General features: G+C 70.1%; 16 protein-coding genes. 14 read left to right on the top strand and 2 right to left on the bottom strand.

Annotated features, from left to right (window positions below; translation table 11 throughout):
- Nucleotides 1-139 precede the first annotated feature (139 nt).
- From QHF89_RS26065 to QHF89_RS26000, 14 genes are all read left to right on the top strand, one after another.
- On the top strand, nt 140-2,035 hold the full coding sequence (locus QHF89_RS26065) for an OmpA family protein (protein ID WP_136970138.1): 1,896 nt from the start codon (nt 140-142) through the stop codon (nt 2,033-2,035).
- A 123-nt stretch (nt 2,036-2,158) separates the two neighbouring features.
- Nucleotides 2,159-2,644 (top strand): hypothetical protein, encoded by a 486-nt coding sequence (locus QHF89_RS26060; RefSeq protein ID WP_284720945.1) that lies wholly within the window; start codon nt 2,159-2,161, stop codon nt 2,642-2,644.
- Between the two features lie 162 nt (nt 2,645-2,806).
- Nucleotides 2,807-3,037, top strand: a complete 231-nt coding sequence (locus QHF89_RS26055) for a hypothetical protein (protein ID WP_136970136.1) — start codon at nt 2,807-2,809, stop codon at nt 3,035-3,037.
- Nucleotides 3,038-3,197: 160 nt separating this feature from the next.
- On the top strand, nt 3,198-6,137 hold the full coding sequence (locus tag QHF89_RS26050) for a protein kinase domain-containing protein (RefSeq protein WP_136927237.1): 2,940 nt from the start codon (nt 3,198-3,200) through the stop codon (nt 6,135-6,137).
- Between the two features lie 40 nt (nt 6,138-6,177).
- Nucleotides 6,178-6,975, top strand: a complete 798-nt coding sequence (locus QHF89_RS26045; RefSeq protein WP_170228790.1) for an SAM-dependent methyltransferase — start codon at nt 6,178-6,180, stop codon at nt 6,973-6,975.
- 51 nt (nt 6,976-7,026) lie between these two features.
- A complete protein-coding gene (locus QHF89_RS26040; RefSeq protein WP_136970135.1) occupies nt 7,027-9,762 on the top strand; it encodes a serine/threonine-protein kinase in 2,736 nt (911 codons plus the stop codon).
- Between the two features lie 3 nt (nt 9,763-9,765).
- On the top strand, nt 9,766-12,363 hold the full coding sequence (locus tag QHF89_RS26035; RefSeq protein ID WP_136970134.1) for a protein kinase domain-containing protein: 2,598 nt from the start codon (nt 9,766-9,768) through the stop codon (nt 12,361-12,363).
- Nucleotides 12,364-12,419: 56 nt separating this feature from the next.
- Nucleotides 12,420-15,146 carry a protein kinase domain-containing protein gene (locus tag QHF89_RS26030; protein ID WP_136970133.1) on the top strand — a complete coding sequence of 909 codons (2,727 nt, stop codon included), beginning with the start codon at nt 12,420-12,422 and terminating at the stop codon, nt 15,144-15,146.
- 89 nt (nt 15,147-15,235) lie between these two features.
- On the top strand, nt 15,236-16,870 hold the full coding sequence (locus tag QHF89_RS26025; protein ID WP_136927232.1) for a PP2C family protein-serine/threonine phosphatase: 1,635 nt from the start codon (nt 15,236-15,238) through the stop codon (nt 16,868-16,870).
- Nucleotides 16,871-16,913: 43 nt separating this feature from the next.
- Nucleotides 16,914-17,816 carry a hypothetical protein gene (locus tag QHF89_RS26020; RefSeq protein WP_136970132.1) on the top strand — a complete coding sequence of 301 codons (903 nt, stop codon included), beginning with the start codon at nt 16,914-16,916 and terminating at the stop codon, nt 17,814-17,816.
- Between the two features lie 84 nt (nt 17,817-17,900).
- Nucleotides 17,901-19,373 (top strand): hypothetical protein, encoded by a 1,473-nt coding sequence (locus tag QHF89_RS26015; protein ID WP_284720944.1) that lies wholly within the window; start codon nt 17,901-17,903, stop codon nt 19,371-19,373.
- 66 nt (nt 19,374-19,439) lie between these two features.
- Nucleotides 19,440-20,459 (top strand): formylglycine-generating enzyme family protein, encoded by a 1,020-nt coding sequence (locus QHF89_RS26010; RefSeq protein ID WP_136970131.1) that lies wholly within the window; start codon nt 19,440-19,442, stop codon nt 20,457-20,459.
- 56 nt (nt 20,460-20,515) lie between these two features.
- Nucleotides 20,516-21,199, top strand: coding sequence for an RNA polymerase sigma factor (locus tag QHF89_RS26005; RefSeq protein WP_284720943.1), 684 nt, complete (start codon nt 20,516-20,518; stop codon nt 21,197-21,199).
- 5 nt (nt 21,200-21,204) lie between these two features.
- Complete coding sequence (locus tag QHF89_RS26000) at nt 21,205-23,994, top strand: protein kinase domain-containing protein (RefSeq protein ID WP_284720955.1); 2,790 nt, start codon at nt 21,205-21,207, stop codon at nt 23,992-23,994.
- A 5-nt stretch (nt 23,995-23,999) separates the two neighbouring features.
- Here QHF89_RS26000 and QHF89_RS25995 read toward each other — a convergent pair whose 3' ends face one another.
- Together QHF89_RS25995 and QHF89_RS25990 are read right to left on the bottom strand one after the other, a co-directional pair.
- The gene (locus QHF89_RS25995) at nt 24,000-24,665 is read right to left on the bottom strand and encodes a hypothetical protein (RefSeq protein WP_136970128.1); all 666 of its coding nucleotides are present in this window, start codon (nt 24,663-24,665) and stop codon (nt 24,000-24,002) included.
- A gap of 249 nt (nt 24,666-24,914) precedes the next feature.
- Complete coding sequence (locus QHF89_RS25990) at nt 24,915-26,246, bottom strand: MopE-related protein (protein ID WP_136970127.1); 1,332 nt, start codon at nt 26,244-26,246, stop codon at nt 24,915-24,917.
- Nucleotides 26,247-26,309: the final 63 nt, after the last annotated feature.

Raw genomic sequence — 26,309 nt, 5'->3', positions numbered from 1 at the left:
AGCAGATCGACGGAGAACGTGGACGGAGAGGGCCGCGTGATCCTTGCGATCCTTTTGCAGTTGTATTGCGCTGGTGATACGGGTTTTTCAGGCTTCTTCGAAACCGCGCCTGCACGATTCGCCTGACGAGGTCCGAGACATGACGACCCTTGGCTTGCTCACCGGCCTGCGTCGCCGCCCTGTCGCGACGCTCGTGGCGCTCACCGCGCTCTTCACCACCACCACCCTCGCCGCGCCCGCGCGCGCGCAGAGCACCGATCGCATCCCCGCGTCGAACGGCGAAGGCGCCGACCTGCACCTCTTCCGACCCGCGGTCGACTCGCGTGGCTTCTTTACGGTCAACGGCGCGAGCGTCTTGCCCGGCGGCGCCATCAGCTTCGGCCTCGTCCTCGACTACGGCAGGAACCTCCTCGAGCTCGCGCCCGGCCACGGCGCCGACTATCTCGTCGACCACGCCCTGCAGGGCACGTTGAGCTTCAACTACGGCATCGCCGATCGGCTCGTCCTCGGCCTCAGCGCGCCCGTCGTCCTCAACTACGGCACGAGCGTCACCGACATCGGCCCTGGCGGCACCGGCAACTACGACGACGACGGCCTCACCGCGGAGGCCCTCGGCCACATCGCCGTCCACGGAAAGCTCCGCCTGCTCTCGCCCGACGGCCCCATCGGCCTCGCCCTGCTCGTGCAAGGCGGCTACGGCATCGGCGGGCAGCGCAACTTCGGCGCCGATGCCGGTTTCTTCTACTGGCCTCAGCTCATCGTCGAGAAGCAGTTCGGCAAGACGAACGTCGTGCGCCTCGGCCTGAACGCCGGCTACCGCGGCCACACCGGCGAGAACGCCACGTTCGGCCTCGATCGAGCGGGCGCGCCGCAGCTCGCCTCGGGCGTGTTTCAGTACAACAATCTCGGCACCGGCGGCTTCGCGGCGAGCATCCGCATCGGCGACAAGTTCGACATCACGGCCGAGACCTACGCGAGTTATCTCCTCGCCGGCAACTCCGACGCGAAGCAACGCTTGAGCGCCGAGGTCCTCGGCGGCTTCAAGGTCTTCATCCAGAAGAACTCGTACCTCTCGCTCGCGGGCGGCGTCGGCTATCTGCCCGGCTTTCAGTCCGCCTCGCAGCGCGGCATGCTCGCGTTCGTCTTCGAGCCGTTCGAGGAGGACCGCGACAAGGACGGCATCCCCGACGACGTCGACCAGTGCCCCGACGAACCCGAGGATCGCGACGGCGACGAGGACACCGACGGTTGCCCCGAGCAGGATCCGGTCGACGAGCCCGTCCAGGTTCGCAGCGGCGATCGCGACGGCGACGGGATCCTCGACGCGGAGGACGGCTGCCCGGACAACGCCGAGGACAAGGACGGCTTCGAGGACACCGACGGTTGCCCCGAGGAGGACAACGACAAGGACGGCATCCCCGACGTGCGCGACAAGTGCATCAACACGCCGGAAGACAAGGACGGCTTCAAGGACGACGACGGCTGCCCCGAGGACGACAACGACGCCGACGGCATCCTCGACGGCGTGGACAAGTGCCCGGACGAACCCGAGACCTTCAACGGCAAGGACGACGAGGACGGCTGTCCGGACAAGGGCAGCGTCATCGTGCAGGACAACAACGTCCTCATCCTCGACAAGATCCTCTTCAAGACGGGCAGCGCCGAGATCCTCGCGCAGTCGTTCCCGATCGTGGACGCGGTCGCCGCGACGCTGAAGGGCAACCCGAGCTTGAAGCTCCTCGAAGTGCAGGGCCACGCCGACGTGCGCGGCGCCGAGTTCGCCAACGTGAAGCTCACGCAGGCCCGCGCCGAGTCCGTGGTGAAGGCGCTCATCGAGCGTGGCGTCGACGCGAGCCGCCTGCGCGCCATAGGCTACGGCCCGTTCTGCCCCATCGATCCCGCGAGCAACGCGGTCGCGTGGGAGAAGAACCGCCGCGTCGAGTTCAAGATCGTCCGGACTGACGCGGGCCCGACGGGCGTCGAGCTCGGCTGCGAGAAGGCGCGCTCGAAGGGGATCAACTCGCCGGCGCCCTGAACGGGATTTCTCTCGGAGAATCGAGCCCGCCTCCCATTGCGCTTCGCATGGGCGAGATCGAGCGCCCTCGCAATGCGTGTCATCGACGCGCCGCGAGGTGCCTCGTTGCTTTATCGTCTCGTCATGAAGAACCTGCGCGCCCTTCCTGCTCTCCTCCTCGGGCTGTCCTCGCTCCTCGCGGGGTGCATCGGCGAGAACGAGGACGTCGTCTTCGTCGAGCCGCGCATCGAGGCGCCGACCGTCGACGTCAAGGTCGGCGTGCTCGGCGCCACGTTGACCGGCTCGTTCAAGCTCACGCTCGTGCTCGGTCCGCGCGCGAGTGGGCCGAGCACCGTGCAGGTCGGCGCCGTCGCGATCACCGACGCGCCGAACCAGCAGTCCCTCGTGTCGGGTCTCTCGCTCGTCTCCACGACGCCGTTCCCCGTCACCGTGCAGCCGGACAGCGAGGTCATGATCGACTTCGAGCTCGACAAGATCATCCCGGAGGGGACCGTGGACGCGCTTTGCCTGCCCGCGGGCATCCGGATCGCGGGCACCCTCCAGGACAGCCTCCAGGTCGGCGCCACGTCCGTCGCCTCCGACGTGTTCAATCCGACCGGCTGCTTGTAGGGCCAAGGGCCCCGAACCCGAAAGATCCCACCGGGGAAGAAAAGCCTTGCCCCCAGCGAGCATTCACACGTAAACTAAGAACACTGCCGGCCTGTCGTCCCACCTCGAATTGGGCGATGGAGTCATCGTCGATTCAGAGCCGCACGACACTCGGAGCCTCCCATGGAAGCTTCTCTTGGTCGGTTTTTGGCCGATATGGCCCTCGATCCGTCCCATTTGGCCGCGTTCCTCCAGGATCCCGAGGCGATGATGAAGCGGGTGAACCTGGGGGAGGAAGAGCGCCTCGTCGTTCAGAGCGCGAACCCCGCGTTGATGTCCGACTGGCTTTGCACGGAGCGTGGAGGACCCGCCTCGGCCCCGTGGAACTGCCCGGTGCTCGCCGTCTTGTTTTGAGCCACGCCGGCGAGGGCCCCCGTTCGTCCCGGAGGGCCCTCGGGCGTCACGCCATAATCAGGTACGCCCGCAGGTGAGCTTGCGCGCGCTGCTGCCTGTCGAAAAATTGCCGCTCAGCATGTTCTTAGCGAACCCGGCCGCACCGGGTTAGCATGACGCCATGCGCCTGCGCCCGGGCGATACCTTCGACCGGTACGTGATCGAAGCGCTCCTCGGCGAGGGGGGCATGGGCGAGGTGTATCAAGCGCGCGACGTCCGCTTGCAGCGCCGCGTCGCGCTGAAGGTCCTGCGCAAGGACGCCGCGGCCGATCCCGAGGGCTGGCAACGCGCCCTCGTCCGCATGCTCCGCGAGGCACGGGCCGCCGCAGCGCTGAACCACCCGAACACGGTCTCCATCTACGACATCGGCGAGGCCGAGAACCTGCCCTACCTCGCGATGGAGCTCATCGAGGGCCTCTCACTCCGGCGCTTGATCGGCGGCGGCGCCTCGATCTCCACGCGCCTCGGATGGCTGCTCGACGTGGCCCGCGCCCTCTCCGCCGCCCACCGCGCAGGCCTCGTCCACCGCGACGTGAAGCCGGAAAACGTGATGCTGCGCGAGGACGGCGCCATCAAGGTCCTCGACTTCGGCATCGCGCGGCGTGTGCACCTCGACGCCGACGAGGCCGCCTCCACCCAGCGCGGCACGGGGATCGCGAACAAGATCGGGTCGCTACGCAGCGCGGACACGGTCACGAGCGAGGGCGTCATGGTCGGAACCCCGGCGTACATGTCGCCCGAGCAGCTCACGGGGGATCCGGTCGACGCGCGGACGGATCAGTTCGGTTGGGGCGTGCTCGCGTACGAGCTCATCACGGGCCGCGTGCCGTTCGGCGCGAACCTCGAAGGCATCAAGCTGCTCTCGGCCATCCTGCAGGACGAGCCGCCTTCGCTCGACGGCCTCGTGCCGCCGGTGATCGAGCGGGTCCTCAAGCGCACGGTCGCGAAGCGCAAAGTCGACCGCTTCTCCTCGATGGATCTCGTGGTCGACGCGCTCGCGCCTTATGTCGCGTCCGAGCACGCGGGCGGCCTGCACGACGTCGTGATCCCCGGGCCCGACTCCACGGAGCCGGAGACGCTGGCGCCCGAGGACGTGGCGCCGAACGCGCGCGTGATGCCGCCCGGGCCGAGGATGTCCAGGGTCTCGATCGCGACGAAGTCGGAGTCCGCGCCGCCGCCCGCGCGCGCCACGCCCGCCACGCACACGATGCGCTCGCCGGACCTCGACAGGGCCGGGCGCCCCACGCCGGCGCCGATCACGCCCGTCGTGCGCGTGGAAATGCCCGGCAATACGGGGAAGACCACGACGGCGGCGATGACCACGCTCGAATCGCCGGCCCTGGCGACGGCGGCTCCGCCGAAGCTCGGGCGGCGATGGTCGCGCTGGCCGATGTTGGGCCTCGGCGCGATATGGGTCGTGGCCGCGGCGGTGTGGGGGACCTTCTGGTATCGGAAGAAAATCGCGCCTCCGCCCGTGGCCACGATCACGCCCGCGCCCGCGCCCACGCCGATCACGGAGCTGCCCATTTCGGGATCGTCGAACCCCGCGGCGATCGCCGCGTTCCGGGAGGGCTTGCAGGCCTTGCGGGACGCGTCCTGGGAGTTCGCGCGGGGGGCGTTCGAGCGCGCGACGAAGGCCGACAATGGGTTTGGCGCGGCGTATCTGCGCCTCGCGCTCATCGAGCGGTTCCTCACCGACACGGAGAGCACGCGGCTCGCCTTCCAGCGCGCCGTGCAGCTCCGGAGCACGATGACGGAGCGGGATCAGGTCCTCCTCGACGCGCTCGAGCCCCTGCTCCAGCGGGATCCTCCGGACGTGAACGAGACGGTCAAGCGAATCGAGGACGCCTCGAATCGGTATCCGCGGGACGCCGAGTTCGTCAATTTGCTGGTGGCGCTGCAGATGCGCGCCGAGCCCTCGCGGCTCCTCTCGTTGACCGACCGGTGCCTCGAGCTCGATCCGAAATATGCCGATTGCTGGCATGTGCGGTCGTTTTCGCTCTTCCGGACCGGCCAGGAGCGGGAGGCGCTCGCGGCGCTCGATCGTTGCGTCGAGCTCGTGCCGGCGGCGGTGGATTGCCTGCGTGAGCGGGTCCTCGCGCGGAAGTACCTCGGCCAGTGTGATTTGCTCGAAGCGGACGTGCGGCAATGGATCACGAAGGATCCGAGCTCGGCGAGCGCCCACAACGAGCTCGCCGTGGCCCTGCAGGCCGGCGGGCAGCAGGGCCCCGCCGTGAAGGCGGCCGTCGAGCAGGCGGCGAGGAAATTCCGGGATCAGGGGCGCATCGAGGAGGCCGGCCGGCTGCGCATTCATCACGCGATCATCGGCGGTGACTTCGAGGCCGCCGAGCGCATCGCGCGCGAGCTCGAACAAGACATCGCCGACGAATCCCTGGAAGAAAAGCACGTCGTCCCGGCCCTCGCGCTCGTCCAGCTTTATGGGGAGCTAGGCCAGGACAAACGCGCGGCCGAGGTGGCGGATCGATTCCTCGCGCAACGCTCGGCGTGGACCCAGCCGGTGGTCCGGTCGATCTGGTGGGATCCGACGGTCGCGTTCCTCGAAGCGAAGCGGCGGGGCGGCGGGCTCGACGCCGTGCAGTTCACCCTGGCGCGCGCCTCGTGGGAGAGCAGCTTCGCGAGCAGCACGAACGACATGAAGCAGGCCTCGATCTGGTTCGTCGGGTACGCCATGCCGGCCCGAACGGAGGCCCAGGCGCGGGAGGCGCTCGCGGCGCAGCCCGCGCTCCAGCCGGCGACCTTTTATGCGCAAATGGCGCCGCGGGTGGAGATGTGGGTCGGCGGCGTCCATTACCTGGCCGGCGACGTCGAGCGCTCCTTGCCGCACCTCGAGGTCGCCGCCCGCTCCTGCACGGCCCTCGACGAGCCCATTCTCCATACCGTCGCGACGTATCGCCTCGGCGTCGCGCGCGAGCAGCGCAACGACAAACAAGGCGCGTGCTCCGCGTATCGAGCCGTGCTCGATCGCTGGGGGCGCGCGAAGGGCTCGGTCACGGCCCAGGGCGCCGCGGCCCGGGCAAAAGCGTTGAAATGCGTCGAATGAGGCGCGAGCCCGGCGCATGCCACGGGAGGCATCAGGCCGCATGATCAAAGAAAAAGGTTCGCTCGTCGTCGTGGGCACCGGGATCCGGACGGTCGGTCAGCTCACCGGCGATACCATTGCAAGGCTGAAGACCTCCACGAAAGTCTTTTACATCATCGCCGATCTCGTCGGCGAGCAGGTCATCAAGCAAATTCAGCCCGCGGCGGAGTCGCTCGGCCGGTTTTACCGGCTCGGCCGCAATCGCCGGGAGGCGTACGACGCCATGGTCGAGCGGATCATGAGCGCCGTCCGCGACGGCCATCGCACCTGCTGCGCCGCGTACGGCCACCCCGGCGTTTTCGCTTTTCCCACGCACGAGGCCATTCGCCGGGCGCGCGCCGAGGGCTTCGAGGCCACGATGTACCCGGCCGTCTCCGCCGAGGATTGCCTCTTCGCCGATCTCGGCGTCGACCCCGCGAACCCTGGCTGCAACAGCCACGAGGCCACGCGGTTCGTCCTGTACAAGAAGGCCGTCGACCCCTCGTCGGGGTTGATCCTCTGGCAGGTCGGCATGTTCGGCGACGCGACGTACCGGCCCGAGGGCAACCGCGGCCAATGGATTCACGTGCTCGTCGATCGCCTGCTCCAGCATTACCCCGAGGACCACCAGGTCACCCTTTACGAGGCCGCGGTCTTCATCAATTGCCCCCCGCGCATCGAGCGAATCGCGCTCGGCAAACTCGCCGATGCCGAGCTCACGCCCGCGACCACGCTTTACGTGCCCCCGGCCCGTGGCGACGTGCTCGACGAAGAGACGTGTGCCGCGCTCGGCATCGAACGCGCGGCCCTCGCGCGCTGAATTTGCCCGGCCTCCTTCCTGCGAAGGCACCTTCGCGCTACCCTCTGCCGCATGCCCCTTTCCCCGGGAGAAAGGTTCGATCGGTACGTCGTCGAAGCGCTCCTCGGCGAAGGCGGCATGGGCGAGGTGTACCGCGCGCAAGATACGCGTCTCGGCCGCAGCGTCGCGCTCAAGGTGCTTCGGCGCGACATCCAGGGTGGGAGCGAGAGCTGGGCACGGCAGGTGCGCCGCATGCTCCGCGAGGCGCGGATCGCCGCGGCGTTGAATGATCCCGGCATCGTCGCGGTCTACGACGTCGGCGAGCACGAGGGCGCGCCTTTCATCGCGATGGAGCTCGTGCAAGGCAAGCTTTTGCGCGACCTCGTCCACGCGGATGCGCCGCTCGGCGAAAAGATCACCTTGCTCTCCGCGATCGCGCAGGTCCTCTGCGTCGCGCACCGCGCCGGGCTCGTGCACCGCGACGTGAAGCCCGAGAACGTGATGCTGCGCGAGGACGGCGTCATCAAGATCCTCGATTTCGGCATCGCGCGGCGCACCGACGCGGAGATCGCGCTCTCCGAGGGGCACGACGATCTCGCCACGCGCACCGGGGATGGTTCGTTCGTCGGCACCCCCGCGTACATGGCGCCCGAGCAAGTGAAAGGGGATCCCATCGACGCGCGGGTTGATCAATTCGCCTGGGGCGTCACTGCGTACGAGCTGCTCGTGGGCAAACTCCCGTTCCGTTTGGATCGCGGGCCCGTGAGCCTCATCGCCTCGATCCTGAGCGACGACCCGCCGCCGATGAACGACGTGCCTGCCGAGATCGAGGCCGTCGTCGCTCGTGCGCTCGCCAAGGAGCCCGCCGATCGCCACGCGTCGATGGACGACATCGTCGCGGCGCTCGCGCCCTTCGCCACGCCGATCACCACGCTCCTGCGGAGAAGGGACGGGCCCGCGAACGCCGCGCGTCCCTCCGTGCGAGAGCCGCCGCCACCGAAGGCGAGCACCCCCTCCCGCAGCACGACGACGCGCTCGCTCGTGCGCCACGCCGCCACGAATCGCACCCCGGTGACGACGACCTCGCGCGCCCCCGCGCGCGCACGCCGCTTTCTCGGCCTCGCCGCCCTCGTCACCCTGGGCGTCGCAGCCGCCGGGATCGTTTTCGTCCGTAAGGCCAGGACCGCGCCGCCGCCCGTGCTCGCGCGGACCTCCCTCACGCCCGTGCCGACGGCCGTCACGGCCCTGCCTTTGCCGAAGTTCGCCCATGAAGAGGCGCGCGCGGCGTATCGCGAGGGGCTTCAGGGGCTGCGCGACGGGGCCTGGAGGACCGCGTATGCCGCCTTCGCGCGCGCCACGCGGGCCGATCCGGGGCTCGCCGCGGCCTGGCTGCGCATGGCCATCCTCATTTGGGACGCGGACTTCACGGCGGGGCGCGAGCATTTTCGCCGCGCGGTCCTGGGGCGCGCGACGCTCGACCCCCACGACCAGGCCCTCCTCGACGCGCATGAGCCCCTCATTCAGCGTCAGCCGAGTGATGTCCCCGAGACCGCCCGGCGCCTCGCGCTCGCCTCCGCTCGATTCCCTGGCAACGCCGAGCTCGCGAACCTCGCTTCGATGTACGCGCTCGCCTACCTGCCGCCTTCCGACGTCCTGCCGCGCATCGATCGTTGCCTGGAGCTCGATCCCCTTTATGGCGATTGCTTGCAGGGCCGTGCGCGCCTGCTCATCCGTCGCACCGGGCACATCGAGGAGGGCCTCGCGGCGCTCGAGCGCTGCATCGAGGCGACCCCGGCCGCCTCCGATTGCCTCATGGATCGAGGCGATACGAACCTCGCACTCGGCCGGTGTTCGGTCGTCGAGGCCGGCGCGCGTGAATGGATCGCCAAGGTCAGCGCCGCGCCGGCCGCGCACATGCAGCTCGCGGGCGCGCTCTACGCGCGCGGCGCGCCCGAGGCCGCCGTGAAGACCGCCGTCGAGACCGCGGCGGCGCAATTTCGAGCGCAGGGGCTCGAAGCCGAGGCCTCCAAGCAGCTCATCCTGCACGAGATCGCCACGGGCAGATTCGAGCGAGCCGAGCGCATGCTCCGCGACCACCAGCGCCTCGTCGCCGACGATCCTGCCGCGGGCGCACATGGCTGGACGGCCAGCATGCTCGTCCAGGTGCTCGAAGAAATGGGCCGCGACGCCGACGCGGGCCGCGAGGCGCAGAGCTTCCTCGCGCGCCGCGGCGCGCTGATCACCGATCCCATCAGCGCCGATTCTTTCGTGTATCTCTTGCGTGCCGAGCTCGCCGCGGGGCTCATCACGCGGGACGTGTACGAAGCGGAGCGCGCGGCCTGGGCGAAGAACCATTCGGAGCCCGCGTATCGGATGGGCGTATGGGTCTCGGGGTATGCGCTCGCCGTCCGCGACGCCGCGGAAGCGAAGGCCGCGCTTGCGGTGATGCCGTCCGAGGCTTTGACCAAGCCGCGGAGCTTCGCCCTCCACTTCGGCCTCGTCCTGGACAGCGCGCTCGGCCAAACGTATTGGCTGGCGGGCAACCCCGCCGCCGCGCTTCCGCACCTCACGGCGGCGACCGTCTCGTGCAGCGGCCTCGTCGAGCCGATGATGCCCACGCACCCCATGCGCCACACGAAGAGCCTCCACCTGCTCGGCCTCGTCCGTGAGGCCCTCGGCGACCGCTCGGGCGCGTGTGACGCGTTTGGCCGCGTCCTCGCGCGCTGGGGCGGTGCGCGCGCCTCGCGCACGGCGGCCGAGGTCCGCGCGCACGCAAAGGCGCTCGGTTGCGAGGCAAAGGCCGGCTGACGTATGGCGGAGTCCACGCGATTCGCCAGCGGCGAGGTCTTTGGCCGGTACGTCGTCGAATCCCTCCTCGGCGAGGGGGGCATGGGCGAAGTGTATCGCGCCCTCGACACGCGCCTCGGCCGCAGGGTCGCGCTGAAGTTCCTGCGCAAGGACGGCGAGCTCTCCGAAGACGCGTGGGCCTACGAGTCGTCGCGCATGCTCCGCGAGGCGCGCGCGGCCGCGGCGCTCTCGCACGCATGCATCGTGGCGATCTACGACGTCGGCGAGCTCGACGGCACGGCGTTCATCGCCATGGAGATCGCCGAGGGCGAACCCTTGCGCGCGCTCGTCGGAAAGGACGTACCCGACGCCCGCAAGATCCAGATCCTCCACGACGTCGCGCGCGCGCTCGCCGCGGCCCACCAGACCGGCCTCGTGCACCGCGACGTCAAGCCCGAGAACATCGTCGTGAGCCAGGCGGGCGCCGTGAAGGTGCTCGATTTCGGCATCGCGCGCGGGCTCGATCGCGAGACCGATCCCGGCGCGCGGACGCTCGAGGCCGAGCCGCCCGAGTCCATGTTCCAGGGCACGCCCGCGTACACGGCGCCCGAGCAGCTCACGGGCGAGGCCCTCGACGCGCGCTCCGATCAGTTCGGCTTTGGCGTCGTCGCCCACGAGCTTTTCGAGGGCGAGCTGCCGTTCCGCGCGGACAAGGGCCCCGCGGCCCTCATCAGCGCGATCCTCGCCGACGAGCCCAAGCCCATGACCCGCGCGCCCGAGGGCGTCCGTGACCTCGTCCGCCGCGCGCTCGCCAAAGACCCCGCCGATCGATTCCCCTCGATGGCCGCGCTCGCCGACGAGCTCGCGCTCCTCTCGATCGAGCCCGCGCCCGCGCCGCTCCCCGCGCCGCCCCCGCCCGCCACGGCCCGTTTTCCTGCGGCGCGCGGGATCGCGCTCGCCGCCGTCCTCGCCGCGCTCACCGCCGTCGCGTGGTTCGTGTTTCGCCCGGAAAAACATGCCGACATCGGGCCGGCCTTGCCGTTTGCGTCGGCCGTGCTGCCGGTCAAGGTCGCGATCACCGATCTTCCGCTCCCGACCACGGACAAACCCGAGGCGCTCGTCGCGTATCGCGAGGGGGTCCAGGCCATCCGTGACGCCTCCTGGTCGACGGCGCGCCTCGCCTTCGATCGCGCCCGCAAGGCCGACCCCTCGCTCGCGCTCGCGCATCTCCGTTATGCGATGACCGCGATCGACTCCGACGACCTCGACCCCGCGCGCGAGGCCTACCGGGTCGCCTTCCTTTTGCGGTCCTCGCTCGGCGCTCGTGATCATGCGCTGCTCGACGCGATCGAACCCTTCTTGCAGCGCGACCCGCCCGACCTCACCGAGATGCGCCGCCGCGTCACGGCGCTCTCGGCCCGGTATCCGGGCGACGCCGAGCTCGTGTACTGGCAGTTTTTCCCGTTCGTCCACCACACCCCGGCCGAGGTCCTCGCGCTCACCGAGCGTTGCCTCAGGCTCGACGATCGATACGCCGATTGCTGGCAAACCCAGGCCCGCGCGCTCCTCGCCCTCAGTCGGGGCGAGGACTCGCGGCGCGCGCTCGATCGATGCGTCGAGATCGCTCCCACCGCGGGCGACTGCATGTTCGACCGGGCCACCGTGGAGATCCTGTCGGGCCGCTGCGTGGGCCTCGAAGAGGTCGCGCGGAACTGGATCGCGCGTGAGCCCGACCTCGGCCGAGCGCATGGGTATCTCGCGTCCGCGCTTTATGGGCAGGGCCGCGAGAACGCCGCCGTGCGCGCCGTCGTCGACGTGGCGACGCAAAAGCTCCGCCTCTCGGGCTTCCAGGTCGAGGCCCTCACGCTCGATTTCGGGCTCGCCGCGGGCACGGGTGATTTCGAGGCCGCGCTGAAGGCCCTCCAGCAGACGGGCAACGTCGGCGACACGGATCACGGGGCCGGCCCCACGGCCAAGCATACCTTTCTTTTGCTCGAGCTCGGGCGCACCGCGGATGCCGGCCGCGTCGCCTCGGACTTCCTCGCGCGGCAGACGGCCTCGCTCCGCTCCACCGTCGAGGGATGCATCGTCGACCCGGACCCGTTGTTTTACGCCGTCGCCCATCGCGCGGGCCTGCTCTCGGCGGACGACCGCGCTGCGCATCGCGACGCCTGGTTGCAACGCTGCACCGAGCAGGGTGACGCCGCCTCCGCCTGGTACGCCGGGTATGCCCTGCCTGCGCTCACGCCCGAGGACGCGCGCGAGGCGCTCGCCGCGATGTCGCGTTTCGCCGTGCGCCCCGAGGACGTCCCTTTCTATCGTGGTCATTATGCCGCCGCGCTTCGTGGAAAAATCCGGTTCCTCGCGGGCGAGATGGACGCGGCCTTGCCGGACCTCGTCCAGGCTTCGAGCCATTGCGCCATGTTGATGGATCCGGTCAGCTATCTGCAGAACCAGCATCGCATCGGCGTCGCGCGTGAAACGCGCGGTGAAAAGGACCTCGCGTGCGCGGCGTATCAGAGCGTCCTCTCGCGGTGGGGCGCGGCAAAGGACTCGATCACGGCGCGCGACGCGGCTCGTCGGCAGAAGGCGCTCGGGTGCGCGCCCCGGCGCAAACCCTGACGAACGCGCCATCGTACCTGGGCGGGAGCCCGCGGACGGGCTACGATGTTCCCGTCATGCGTTTCTCGCCGGGGGAGTCGTTCGACCGCTACGTCATCGAGTCACTCTTGGGCGAGGGTGGCATGGGCGAGGTGTATCGCGCCGAGGACACCCGCCTCCGCCGCAGAATCGCGCTCAAGGTGCTGCGCAAGGGCGACGAGGCCGACAGCGAGACCTGGGGCCGCGCGGTCGCGCGTATGCTCCGCGAGGCGCGCGCGGTCGCGGCGCTCTCGCATCCGGGCATCGTCGCCATCTACGACGTCGGCGAGCACGAGGGCGCGCCGTTCATCGCGATGGAGCTCGTCGAAGGCCGCCCTTTGCGGGCCCTCGTGGGCGGGGACGAACCCCTCGGCACGCGCTTGCGTCTCCTCCTGGAGATCGCGCGGGCCCTCTCGGCGGCGCATCAGGCGGGCCTCGTGCACCGCGACGTCAAACCCGAGAACGTCGTCGTTCGCGCCGACGGCGCCGTGAAGGTCCTCGATTTCGGGATCGCCCGCAAGCTCGCGCGGACGAGCGCCGATCCCCTCGGGCCCACGGCCGACGGCGGGCTCGCCACGATGACGGCCGAGGGCGCGCTCGTCGGCACCCCGGCGTACATGGCGCCCGAGCAGCTCCGCGGCGAGGACATCGACGCGCGGGCCGACCAGTTCGCGTGGGGCGTCCTCGCCTACGAATTGCTCGCGGGCAAGATCCCGTTTCGCTCCGACAAAGGCGCGGTCAGCCTCATGGCCTCGATCCTGAGCGACGAACCGCCCCCGATCCCGACCGTGCCCGACGGCGTCTGGCAGATCCTCGCGCGCGCCCTCGCCAAGGAGCCCGAGGCGCGGTTCGCCTCGATGGACGAGGTCGCGCAAAACCTCCACGTGTTCGTGACCGCGGAAGATACACGGACCATCACGAGCCGCCGCAACGTCGTCCTCGTCTCCTCCACCGGCGACACCCGCGCGCCGGTCGCCGCGTCGCTCCCGCCCCCTTCGGCCGCGCGCCGGCCCTGGATGCTCGTCGCGTCCCTCGTTGCCCTCGTCGTCGCGGGCGGCGCCGCGTTTGTCCTGCGCAAACCTCCGGCCGAGGGGAATGCGTCGGCGCCGTCCTCGGCGGTCGTGCCGGCCGGCCCCGCGCCCACGGCCGTCACTGATTTGCCCCTTCCGCCCACGGAAAACGCGGAAGCGCGGCTCGCGTTTCGCGAGGGGCTCCAGGCGATCCGGGACGCCACCTGGGATACGGCGATTGCCGCGTTTGATCGGGCGCGCAAAGCCGATCCGGGCATGGCCACGGCGCACCTCCGGTTTGCGGCGCTCGAGGCCTCGTTCGACATCAACGCGGCCCGCGAGGCGTTTCGCAAGGCGATCGGCCTCCGCGCCTCGCTCACCGAGCGCGACCAGGCGTTCCTCGACGCGCTCGAGCCGATGCTCCAGAACGACCCGGGCGATTGCGCGACGTCGGCCCGCAGGTTCGAGGCGATGGTCGAGAAATGGCCCGGCGACGCGGAGCTCGTCTTCTGGTATGCGCGCCAGCTCCTCGAAGCCACGAAGAGCTCCCAATCGGAGAAGGCCCTCGCGCTCGCGCGGCGCTGCGTCGAACTCGACCCGCAATATGCCGATTGCTGGCAGACACAGCAATACGCGCTCTTGCCCCTCCGCCGGAACGCGGAGGCGCTCGTCGCGCTCGAAAAATGTGTCGAGGTCTCGGCCGGCGCGGTCGATTGCCTCAACGACAAGATCAAGATCGTTTCGTCGCTCGGCCAATGTGACGTCGCGGCCGAGACGGCGCGGCGGTGGATGGCCAAGGAGCCTTCCTCGCCGAAGCCCCACGTGATGCTCGGCGGCGCTCTTTATGGCGCCGGCGAGCCCGAGGCGGCCGTCCGCGCGGCGCTCGACCAGGCGGAGCGGCGTTTCCGGGCGACGGGTCATCTCTGGCAAGCCGAGGACCTCGTGGCCCGCCGCGCGATGGCGTTTGGCGAGTTCACGACGGGGGCGCGCGTCGCGGATTCGCTGATGGCCATGACCGCGCCGATGCCGCAGGACGAGGTCGCCGTGTATCACTTGCGGACGTTCGCGCGCGTGGAGCTCGGGGACATCGAGGGCGCGGCAAAGGTCGCGGACGAGTTCCTCGCGAAGAGTGCGCTCCGGACGGGGTATTTCGTCGGCCATCACGTCCTCGACCCTACGGTGTACATGCATTCGCTCCGGCTCCGCGCCGGCAAGGAGTCGCGCGCCGAATACGAGGCGGCGCGGTCCGCGTGGCTCGCGAAGCAGAACCTCTCCACGCCCGGGACACGGCGCGTGGCCTGGGACGGGGCGTATGCCTGGCCGGCGTATTCGGCCGAGCTCGCGCAGGAGGCCCTCGCGAAGGAGGAGGAGTACATGCGGCTCCCGTCGGGCGAGCTCGACGCGAGCGAGCCGGTATGGGCGGGCGCGCTCGGTCATGTGCGCCTCCTCGTCGGCAAGGAGATCGAAGCGCTGCCTTACCTGGAGAAGGCCGCGCAGATCTGCCCCAACCCCTGGCAGGCGAGGTGGTACGTCCACCAGCAGGCGCGCCTTGGCATCGCGCGCGAGGCGAAGGGCGACAAACCCGGCGCTTGCAGCGCGTATCGCGCCGTTCTTTCCCGGTGGAGCAATCCGAAAGAGTCGGTCACGGCGCGGGACGTCGAGAAGCGGGCGAAAGGACTCGGCTGCGGGTTTCTCACGGACGGGGGGCTCGCAGGGCCCCGTTCGCCGCGGGGGTCGAATCCGAACGCTGGCTGACGTTCCCGCGGCGCCGCGCGGGAGGGTAGGCGCGCGCCGGCTTGCCACGTAAGATATGCTGTCCCCTTCGAGTTGCCCCCCGAGAGGTCATGACCGCCACCCGAAGAGCCCCCGACGAGCCGAACGCCTCGGACCTCGAGCGTATCCTCCGCGACGCCACGCGGCTTCAGCTCGACCTTGCCCGGGCCGCGAGCCTCCTGCGCGAACGCGGCGGTGATCTCGCGCGGGATTTGCCAGGCGAGATCGACGCCCTGATCACGCAGCTCTCCACGTTTCGCACGAGCCTCGACGTGGAACGGCGCGAGCAGGAGGGCGCCATGTCGCGCGAGGCGCAGGCCGCGCTCTTCGAGGTCGGCAAGGCGATCACCTCCTCGCTCGACCTCAAGACCGTGCTGAACCAGTGCATGGACTCCGTGATCGAGTTGACGAAGGCCGAGCGCGGCTACCTCGTCCTCGTCGACCAATACGGCAAGCTCGACGTCCAGGTCGCGCGGAACCTCGATCAGGACACCATTCGGAGCATGGAGTTTGCGTATTCGAGCTCCGTGGTCGAGGAGGTCTTGAAGAGCGAGCGCAGCGTGCTCACGAGCAATGCGCAGACGGACGAGCGATTCGCGCTCCAGCGCAGCGTGGCGATGTTCCGGCTCACGAGCATCATGGCGGCGCCCTTGCGCATCCGGGGCAAGGTGATCGGCGTCCTGTACGTGGACAACCGCGCCTTCACCGGGCAGTTCTCGCAAGCGAAGCTCGATTTGCTGGAGGCGTTCGCGGGGCAGGCCGCGATCGCGATCCACAATGCCAAGCTCTTCGGGCAGACCGACGAGGCGCTCAAGCAACGCCTCCTCGAGCTCGAAGGCCTTTACAAGGAGCTCGCCGTGGCCCGCGAGCGCGCCGAGAATGGCCTCGCGGCCGTCGAGCGCGAGATGCAGATCGGCCGCGTCCTCCAATCCGAGTTCCTCCCGCGTGATCTGCCCTCCTTGCCCGGCTGGCAGATCGCCGCCCGGTTCTTGCCGGCGCGCCAGCTCTCGGGCGATTTCTACGACGTCTTTCAGCTCGCCTCCGGCGAGGTCGCCGTCGCGATCGCCGACGTCTGCGACAAGGGCGTCGGCGCCGCGCTCTTCATGTCCCTCGTCCGCGGCCTGCTCCGCGCCTTCGCGCTCCGGGCGCCCCATCGGACCGCGGTCCTCGAGGCGATCACGCAGACGAACGATTACCTCGCCGAGAACCACGGCCGCACGGCCATGTTCACGACCCTCTTTTTTGGGGTCCTCGACCCGGAGAGCGGCGATCTCTCCTACGTCAATTGCGGTCATGACGCGCCGATCGTCCTCAGCGCGACCGGCGAGGAGAGCCGCCTCGAATCGACGGGCCCCGCGCTCGGCGCCATCCGGGACGTCGAATTCGAGATGGGACAGGTGACGTTGCTGCCCGGCGATTCTCTCGTGGCCTTCACGGACGGCGTGAGCGACGCGCTCGACCCCTCCGAGGCCCCGTTCAGCGAGGAAAAACTCCTCTCGATGCTGCGGGGCGGCGCGCCTTCCGTCACGACCATGCTCGGCGACGTCGTGGCCGCGCTCCGCCATCACATCGGGAGCGCCGCGCAGTTCGACGACATCACGCTGCTCGCGCTCCGCCGCAATCCGACCCGCCGCGACTTCCCCACGGGCCAGTACCGCGTGATCGAGCCGATTGCGCAGACCCTGGGAAAGCGCAACCGGCGCTGATCGAAGCGTTGAAAAACGGGGAAAGCGCGGGTAGCCTTCGAGCGTGCTCTGGGTTGGTGGGAAACGCCTCTACGGCAAGGTCGAGCAGGTCGGCAGCACCTACGTCGCGACGACGTTTGCCTTCCTCCAGTTCTTGCCGCTCTTCCCCGTGCGGTCGCACATCGTCGTCGCCGAGGGCGCGGCCGACACGCACACGGTCGTGCCCATCAAGATGCACTGGAAGAGCGTCGTGACGGGGTATCTCCGCGCGTACGGCATCGCGGCCACGCTCTTCACGTTCATCCCGGGCCTCGTCATGGCGGGTACCTCGAAGGTGCCGACGGCTTATGTCGGCGCGGGCCTCGTGCTCGCCTGCGCGGGGTTGACCACGGCGGCGTTCTCCAGGATCGGCCGCCTGAGCCGCGAGGAGAAAGCGCAGCGCCTCCTTTACGCGCGTTTCCTCGGGCACCCGGTGCACCCGTCGATCCTCGACGAGGACATGCGCGGCGCCATCGCGCAGAAGCTGCGTGATTTCCTGGAGGAGCGCGCGGCGGCGGCGATGACGGGCTCGAACTACCGCAAGGGCGGGCCCGTGAAGGCGGGGTATCGGGTGCTCGCGCTCGAGCCGTCGATGCGGGATCGGGAGTATCTCGAAGCGGCGTTCACGCTCGCCTGCATCGACGCGTCGCTCTCGGTGGGCCCGATGCGGGCCGACGCGGAGCGCGTGCACGGGGCGCTCTGGAACAAGCTGCTCGCGGAGCACCCCGATGTCATCGACGTCGTGCGGGACGCCGAGGCCGTGCAGCGCTCGTGGGTGAGCAACGTGCTCGGGTTCGTCCCGCTCGTGGCGGCCTTGGGCGTCTGCTGCGTGATGCTCCTGCGCAACGACGCCGTCTTCAAGTGGAGGCCGAGCGGGGCCGAGAAGAAGGCCGAATACGGGTTCGTGCCGGAAGAGCTTTTGCGCTGAAGGCGCGCGACGCGCATGCGCCTTGTGGCGCCGCGGCTCCGCGCGGTACGATCGTGGGCGTTTTCCCAGGGAGCACCCACGCCCATGCGCCTTCTCCATTTTGCTGCGCCGTTCCTCCTCGTCGCTTCCCTCGCCGCGTCCGGTTGTAGCAGTGACGTCGCCTCGTCCTCGGGGGACGGCGCCGCCTCGGCGTCGTCGTCCTCGTCGGCCGGCGGGATGGGCGGCGCGGGCGGCATGGGCGGCATGGGCGGCGTGGGGGGTGGTTCGTCGTCCTCCTCGGGCACGGGGGCCGGCGGCGTTGCCTGCACGGACGAGGTTTGCAACGGCCTCGACGATGATTGCGACGGCGCCGTCGACGAGGACGCCTCCCTATGCCCCGGGCCCGGCGAGGTCTGCGCCGCGGGCGCTTGCAAGGCCGATTGTGTCCCTCCCGAGGCAAACCCTTGCGCGCCGGACACCGTCTGCAACGTCAGCGACAAAGACCCCGGCGCTTGCGTCGCGCCCGACGCCGGCTGCGTCGTCACCGGCCCGCTCGTCGCTTGTGGCGCCTCGACTTGCGGCCCCGGCACCACCTGCGACGCCGCCACGAACACCTGCGTCGCGTCCCTGCCTTGCGCGGGCATCGAGTGCCTCGGCGCGGTTTGTCGCGGCGTCGCTTGCCCCTGCGAGCGCCCCGCGCCGACCTGCACCGGCGCCACGCTCGAACAGCTCAACGCGTCGGCGTTCGTGAATGGCCTCGTCGACATCGACTTCGACCTCGCCTGCAATGCCTGGGGCGTCACCGTCATCAGCGGACCCGATTACCTGCGCAAGGTGAGCACCACCGGCCAGGTCTCCACGGTCCAGGGCGTCACGAACCTGAACATGGGCGAGGTCGCGGCGATCCAGGGCCAGAACGGCACGTTCGGCGGCAGCGTCACCGAGGTCGGGCTCACGTACAACTGCTGCGCGAACTGCGGTTGTCAGGGCACACCGCAGGGCGTCGCGTTTTTCGACCAGATGACGAATGCTCTGCCGCTCGTCATCCCGAGCGCGAAGATCACGACCGGCGCGGGCCCCTTCAAGAGCGGCTACCTCGACACCGGCCCGCAGGGCCTCACCTGGGGCCTCACGAAGAAGCTGTACGTGGGCAATGTCGATGCAGACGGCGATTTCCACACGGTCGACCTCGCCGATGGCACGAAGGGCCTCGTCGCCACGCTCCCGGCCCGCGTCTACGCCGCCTCGCCCTACGATGGGAGCCGCTTGCTCGTCGCGCTCGCGACGAAGGAGATCGTGCTGCTCGACGTGAACACCGGCGCGACGACGCCCTTCGCGGCCCTGCCGGCGGACATCACGAGCCTCGCGCGGGATCCGTTCACCGGCCACGTCTATGTCTCGCTTTTCGGCGGCGAGATCCACGACCTCGATGGATCCGGCAACGATCTCGGGATGTTCGCGAAGGGCGCGAAGAGCGGTCGGATCGCCCTCGCGCGCGACAACCACCTTTACCACGTGAACGCCGCGCCCGTGGGCGGCGCCTCGATCGAGCGATTCCCGCTCCCGCAGACGTATTGAAGTTGACTCCTCGCGGGCCTTGCCTTCCAATCCTCGTATCAAAGTCGTGATTTGCCGCTGCCCGTGATGATTCGATCCCTCCGCAGGCCCCTTCTCCTCGGGGCCCTCCTCCTCACGACGGCTTGTTCGAGCCGGGGGCCCACGCCCGAGGTCGGGCCCTCCGCGCCGCCGCCCGAGCCGCTGCCGGTCGTCCCGAATCCGCCGACGATCGCCGCGCCGCCCCCGCTCGAACCCAAAAAGCCCGCGTCCCCCGCGCCGGTGGAGCCTTCCCCGCCGCCCGCGCCCTCGGAGACGAGCGCGCTCCCGGCCCGCGTGGACGGCATGATCCTCGTGCCCGCGGGGCCTTTCACGATGGGCGCCGACACCGGCGGCGAGGCCGACGAATGGCCGGCCCACACCGTGACGCTGCCGGCGTATTACCTCGACGAGTTCGAAGTGACGAACGGCGCCTACGCCCGCTGCATCGAGGCGAAGCTCTGCCCGCCGCCCGAGCCGAGCAACGCGGATCGCAATGGCGTGGGCCCGGACAAACGGTTCCGGGGCCCGAAGCAACCCGTGAGCAGCGTCTCGTGGGACAGCGCGCGTGCCTATTGCGCATTCGTGGACAAGCGCCTCCCGCGCGAGGCGGAGCTCGAAAAGGCGGCGCGCGGCGAGAGCGGTCGGCTCTACCCGTGGGGACACTCGCCGCCCGGGCCCGAGCGCGCGGTCTTCGCGGTCAGCGTCACGGCGGATGTCGGGACACACCCCGCGGGGCGTGGTCCTTATGGGCACCACGACCTCGCCGGCAACGTGTGGGAGTGGGCCGAGGACGTCTACGATCCGTTCGCCTACAAGCGCGCCGGCGCCTCCGAGGGGCGCGGCGGGTCGTGCGAGGAGACCCTCGAAGCCTACGCGGAGCTCCGGCGAACGCGCCAGCAGGGTTTTACCGGGTCGAACAAGATCCCGACCGAATGCGAGCGTGTCCTGCGCGGCGGCGGCTTCAACTATCACGCGACGGGGCTCCGCTCGACGAACCGCGTCCACCACCCGGCGCGCTACCGGATGGTGATGAGCGGGTTCCGATGCGCGAGGGACGCGAAGGGCTAGGGCGCGCAGGCTCGCCCGGGGACATGGGCGATCGGAGAACCGCCCCATGGTGTAGGATGGACCGAGGGCACGACGTCGGCTCGGCGTTCGGGCTCCGGGACCACGTCACCATGACCGCGGAGGATCGGGGCGATCTCGAGCGTGAACTCGAGACCCGCCTTGCCAGAGGAGACCTGAGAGGCGTCGCGACGGCCGTGCTCGCGACGTACGGGCCCGAGATCTACGCGTTCCTCGCGGCCCTGCACCGCGACGAGAGCGACGCCGAGGAGGTCTTCTCCCGCTTCGGCGAGGCGCTCTGGCAGGGGCTCCAGCGTTTCGAGGGCCACGCCTCCTTCCGCACCTTCGCCTATGCCGTCGCGCGGAAGACCTCGGTCCACGTGCGCAGGGACGCGGCGCGCAGGCGCAAGCGCGAGGGCGGGCTCGACAGCGCCGAGCTCTCGGGCGTCATGGCCGAGGTTCGCGAGCGCACGGCCGCATACCTGCGGACGACGACACGCAGCCGCCTCGCCGCGCTGCGCGCCTCGCTCCCCGAGGAGGACCAGGAACTGCTGATGCTCCGCGTGGACCGCAAGTTGCCCTGGGACGAGCTCGCCGTGGTGCTGCGCGGCGAGGACGAGCCGCCCCTCTCGGCCGAGGACAAACGCCGCGAGGCGATGAGGCTGCGCAAGAAGTTCCAGCTCCTGAAGGACCGGCTGCGCGAGATGGCCCGCCGCGAGGGCCTGCTCGACGAGGACGGGTGAGCACGATGTCGTCGCAGAGCTTCGCCTGGCTCATGTCCACGCTCGCGGGGAGCTCCTCGTCGGACGACGCGTCGGACGACTCGTTCCTGCGCGAGGTCGCGCGCATCGACGACGTGCCCGTGCCCCCCAAGCGCGAGGAGAGAGCGGGCAACCGGGTCGCGGATCGATATGTGCTCATCTCGCTGCTCGGCCGCGGCGGGCAAGGCGCGGTGTGGGAGGCGGAGGACACGCTCACGGGCGAGCGGGTCGCGCTGAAGGTGCTGCGCTCGGTGTCGGCGACCTGCGCGGCGCGCGCGCAACGAGAGATCGCGGTGCTGCGGCTCCTGCGCCTGCCCGGCGTGGTGCGCCTCGTCGACGAGGGCCTCCAAGGCGACAGCCCCTTCCTCGTGACCGAGCGCATCATGGGCCGGCCCTTCCCCGGCGTGAGCGTCCCTTGCTCCTGGGAGGAGCTCGAGCCCGTCCTCGTCGGCCTGCTGGAGACGCTCGCGCGGATCCACGCCGTGGGCATCGTTCATCGTGATCTCAAGCCCGACAACGTGCTCGTGGGGCCGGACAAGCGCCCCGTGGTCCTCGATTTTGGCCTCTCGTCGCCCTCCGCCGCGTCGCCGGATCCGATCACGGACGCGGGGCAGATCGTCGGCACGCTCTCGTACCTCGCGCCCGAGCAGTTCCGCGAGCAACGCGCCACGGCGCGCACCGATCTCTACGCCGTCGGCGTCATGGCGTACCTCGCGCTCACGGGGCGCGTCCCCCATGAGAAGCGTGACATGTGCGCGTTCATTCTTTCGCGCCTGAACGAGCCGGCGCCGAACCTGCGTACGCTCGTCCCGAGCCTGCCCTTCGAGGTGGCGCTCGTGCTCGATCAGCTCGTCGCCACGAACCCCGCGGATCGACCCCGCTCGGCCGCGGAGGTCGTGGTGCGGCTGCGGGATCGCGTCATCCCCTCGACTCGTTCGAGCCGCGTCCCGCCGCCGCTTCGCCCGATCTTGATGCCGCGGGATCGGCAGCCGCCGCGCACGGTCACGGCGCTCCAGGCCGTGTTCTCCGGTCCGAACCGCCTGCTGTATCTGCAAGAGGACGCCGCCCGGGTGCTCTTCGCGCGGACCGCGGGCGAGCCTGCGCTCGTCGCGCGGGAGCTCGAAGCGTGGGTGCGCGCGGGCCTGGCGCGCTGGGACGGCGAACGCGTGGCCATGGATCGCGAGGCGATCGAGGTGCTCGAAGCGGGGCTCGTGGTCGCGCCGCACGACGACACGGGCGCGATGCGGCGCCATCTGACGCTGCGGCAGTGGGACCTCGTCGCATGGGTGGCGCTCGCGTTCCCGCACGCGGACGTGGGCGTGCTGGCCGAGGCGCGCGGCGACGATCCGGAGGACGTCGAGGTCGAGCTCGACGAGCTCGTGCGCGCGGAGGTCTTGCGTCCGCTGCCCGAGGGGAAGTTCCTCCCGGTGCTCTGGCCGGATGTGGAGGAGTTCTGGACGGTCGAGGCGCAGCAGCGCGCGCACCGGGCGCTCGCCGCGGCCTTGCCGCTCGGCGCGCCGGGCCGGCTGATGCACCTGCTCAAGGGCGCCGCCGACGATCGGGAAAGCGCGGCCGACGTGACGCGGGAGGTCGTGCGGGCCTCGCAACGGCTCGCGGCCGAGGGGCGCACCACGCGGGCGACGCTCCTGCTCACGGAGGGCCTGCGGATGCTCCGGCAAAATCCGCAGGCGTCGCGCGAGGATCGGGCGCGGCTCTTCGCGTCGTGGGTGGAGATCGCGCTCGCGGAGAACACGTCGACGGCGCTCGATCGGGTGCTCTACGAGCTTTGCCGGCCCGGCGCGGCCGACGATCCGGCGCTCGCGCACCTCGCGGCGCTCGTGCGCGCGGCGCTCGCGGCCGGGCCCTGGACGTCCCGCGTGCTCGTGGCAGCGGCCGAGGTGCCGCCGTTCACGGATCCGGCGCTCGAGCTGCGGCGGCAGGGCGTGCGGGTGCTCGCGGCGCGGCGCGGGGCGCTCGCGGCCGAGGAGGCGACGATCGCCGAGGTCGCGGCGTGGGCCGAGGCTGGAGGGGATCGGGTCGCGCAGGCGCGCGCGGCGAGCTGGCTCGGACGGCTGCGGTATCGGCAGGGTCGCTTCGACGAGGCGGCGGCGTGCCATCTGACGGCGGCGGCGGGCGAGGCGTGGCCCGTGGCGCGGCTGTGGGCGCTGCTCTTCGGGGCCTCGGCGCTGCTCGAAGCGTTTCGTTTCGAGGAGGCGAAGGCCACGGCCGAGGAGGCGCTCGCCCTCGCGCGGCACTGCCGTCATGCCGTTTGCGCGGGCCGAGCCGAGTGGATCCTCCGATCGGTCGCGTACCGGATGGGCGTGATCGACGGCGGTCCCGTGGACCACGAGCTCGTCGAGGCGACGCCGCTCGTGGGCGGCTCGGACCTCGAAGCCCTCGTGTGCCTGACCGAGGCCGCGGTCGCCCACCGCGCGGGGGATCGCGCCCTCGCGCGGGACCTCGCCGGCCGGGCCTACCGCGTGTGGCGGCCTTTGCAGGAGCGTGTCGGCGCGTTGCTCTGCGCGGGGCTTTTCCTCGCGCACGGCGGCGATTTGCCGGAGGCCGAGGTGCAGGCCTTCGTCGAGGCGGCGCGGACGTGCCCGATCCCCGGCGTGGGCGTGCAGGCGCTCGCGCTCTTCGTGGTGGCCGGGGTGCCGGTCACGTGGGGGAGGGACGACATCAACAGGCTCGTCGCGCTCGTCCCTGTGGATCGGCGACGGGATCGGATGGATGTGCTCTCGGTGGAGGAGGCGCTCGAAGGAATGCCACGCGCCTAGTCGTTTCACGCGGCCACGGCGCAAAGCGCGTTCACCGTCACGACGGCGCGGCCCGTGAGATCCGGCGTGTTCACGGCGCCGAGGTAGGTCAGCGCGTACGTCCCGCCGAGGCTCGCGTCAGGGGCGCTGTACGGTGCCTCGTTGAGGTTGTTCAGCGTGCTCGTCGTGACGCGGTCGAAGAGGTGCCACGTCTCCAGGGTGCCGCTGGCGATGGGCGTCACGACGAGCACGCCGACGCGCCGGTTGCCCTGGGTGATGTCGTAGATGCCGAGGTCGACCTGCTGCGGCAGGCTCGGCATCGCGGCGGAGATGCTCCCGGCGTTGTTCGAGGCGAGCCGGTCGCAACGCGCCTCGATGTACTCGATGCCACAACCCGTCGAGATCGTCAGCCGCGCGAGGTAGTCGTTCACGTTGAAGCTGGCCGGCGGCGCGCCGGTGCCCCGGAACGACAGGCCCACCGGCGTGCCCAGGAACGAGCTGCTCGGGCGGACGTACTCCGCGTAACCGGAACCGATGGGCGCGCTCGTGTACAGGAACCAGTGCTCGACGCGGGTATCGCCGTCGAGCTCCGTCACCACGAGGCGCCCGACCTCGAGCAGCGGCGCGCTCGGAACGCGCGGATCGCGCTGAAAAAGAATGTACTGACCTGCGCCGATATGCCCACTGATCATGGCGTACTCTCCTCGGAAGAACGAACAAGAGGCCCCGGGCGGGACGAACGGCCCCCCAGCCTTCTTCGAGAGAGTTCCCGCTGCGAACCGATGTGACGAAAAAAATCGCGGCGGCCGGAAGGTTTCTCCGACCCCCTCCGAGGGACCGAGGACGAGCCGTGGGGAAGCCGACCTTCGGCGCGCGGAGGCTGCTACGGAACCTCCGCGTCGCCCGCCGGGCCCTTCGGCACCGGCGGGCGCGGCGGGGGGTTAGTTGCAGAGGCCGTTCTGGCAGGTCGTGCCCGCCGGGCAGTCGGCGTTGCTCGCGCATTGCAGGATCGTGCAGTTGCCGTTCAGGCAGAGCTGCGGCGCGGGGCAGTTCATGGAGCCCGGGTTGCCCTCGTCGACCATGCCGTCGCAGTCATTGTCCATCCCGTCGCAGGTCTCCACGGTGGGCAGGTTGTTCTGGATGCAGACGATGGCGCCGTTCTGGCAAGCCGTCTTGCCGGCCGCGCAGATGCCGGGCAGCCCCGTGTTGCAGGCGCTCCCGCCGCCGGGGTTCTGATCGTCGATCTGGCCGTTGCAATCGTCGTCGATGCCGTTGCAAACCTCGGGCTGCGGGAAGCAGCCGTTCGGGTTGACGCACGTCCCGTTCGCCGGGTCACAGAGATGGCCGGCGGGGCAATCGGCGTCAGTCATGCAGCCCTGGAACGTGCACTGGCCATTGACGCACGCGCCGCCCATCGGGCAGAGGAGCGTGCCGGGCGTGGGCTCGTCGATCACGCCGTCGCAATCGTTGTCGTAGCCGTCGCAGAGCTCGGGCGTGGGCGAGCACATGCCGCCGCACTGGCCATTGACGCAAGGGGTGCCGTCGGCGCAGAACGCGTTGTCGTCGGGGATGCCGTTGCAATCGTCGTCGAGGCCGTTGCAAGCCTCGGGCGCCGGGACGCAGCCGCCCGGCACGCAGATGGCGGCCATCGGGTTGCAGAGCTGGCCGGGCGGGCACTCGGCGTCGGTCATGCAATGCACGACCACGCAGGCGCCGGCCATGCAGACGCCGCCGTTCGGGCAGAGGAGCGCGGCGCCGGGGTTCTGCTCGTCGACCTGGCCGTCGCAGTCGTTGTCGAGCCCGTCGCATTGCTCGGGGAGGGCGCTGCACACCGGATCCGGGACACACATCCCGAACATGTCGCAGAAATGGTCGGGGGGACAGTCGCACACGAGCTGGCACATGCCGTTCGCGTCGCAATACGCGTTCGGCGGGCACGGCATGTCCGCGCTACATTGCACCTGGCCGCCGCACATGCCATTCACGCAGATGCCCCCGTCGGCGCAGACGACGGGGCCGTTCGGGGTCGCGTCGATCTGGCCGTCGAGATCGTCGTCGATGCCATTGCAGACCTCGGGCTGGGGGCCGTCGTTCTGCACGACACAAGCGCCGTTCACGCAGAACTGGCCGGGCGCGCAATCGGAGTCGGCAATGCACGGGCCGTCGTTGCCGCCAATGATGACGTGATCGATACACCCGCCGAAGGGCGCGATCGCGAGGAGGGCGCCGAAGGGGAGCAGGGCCTTGAGGAAGGAAGCACGAAGGTTTTTCATGAGGGAATCGTCTTTCTCGTGGAGGAATGGGCGTGCGCGTCCGTTCGCCCGCGCAAGGGACGC

Origin of the sequence: Polyangium sorediatum (genome assembly GCF_029946465.1) — a bacterium.
Lineage (GTDB): Bacteria > Myxococcota_A > Polyangia > Polyangiales > Polyangiaceae > Polyangium > Polyangium fumosum.
Note: the sequence above shows the minus strand (reverse complement) of the source record. Positions and strands in the feature narration are given on the sequence as shown.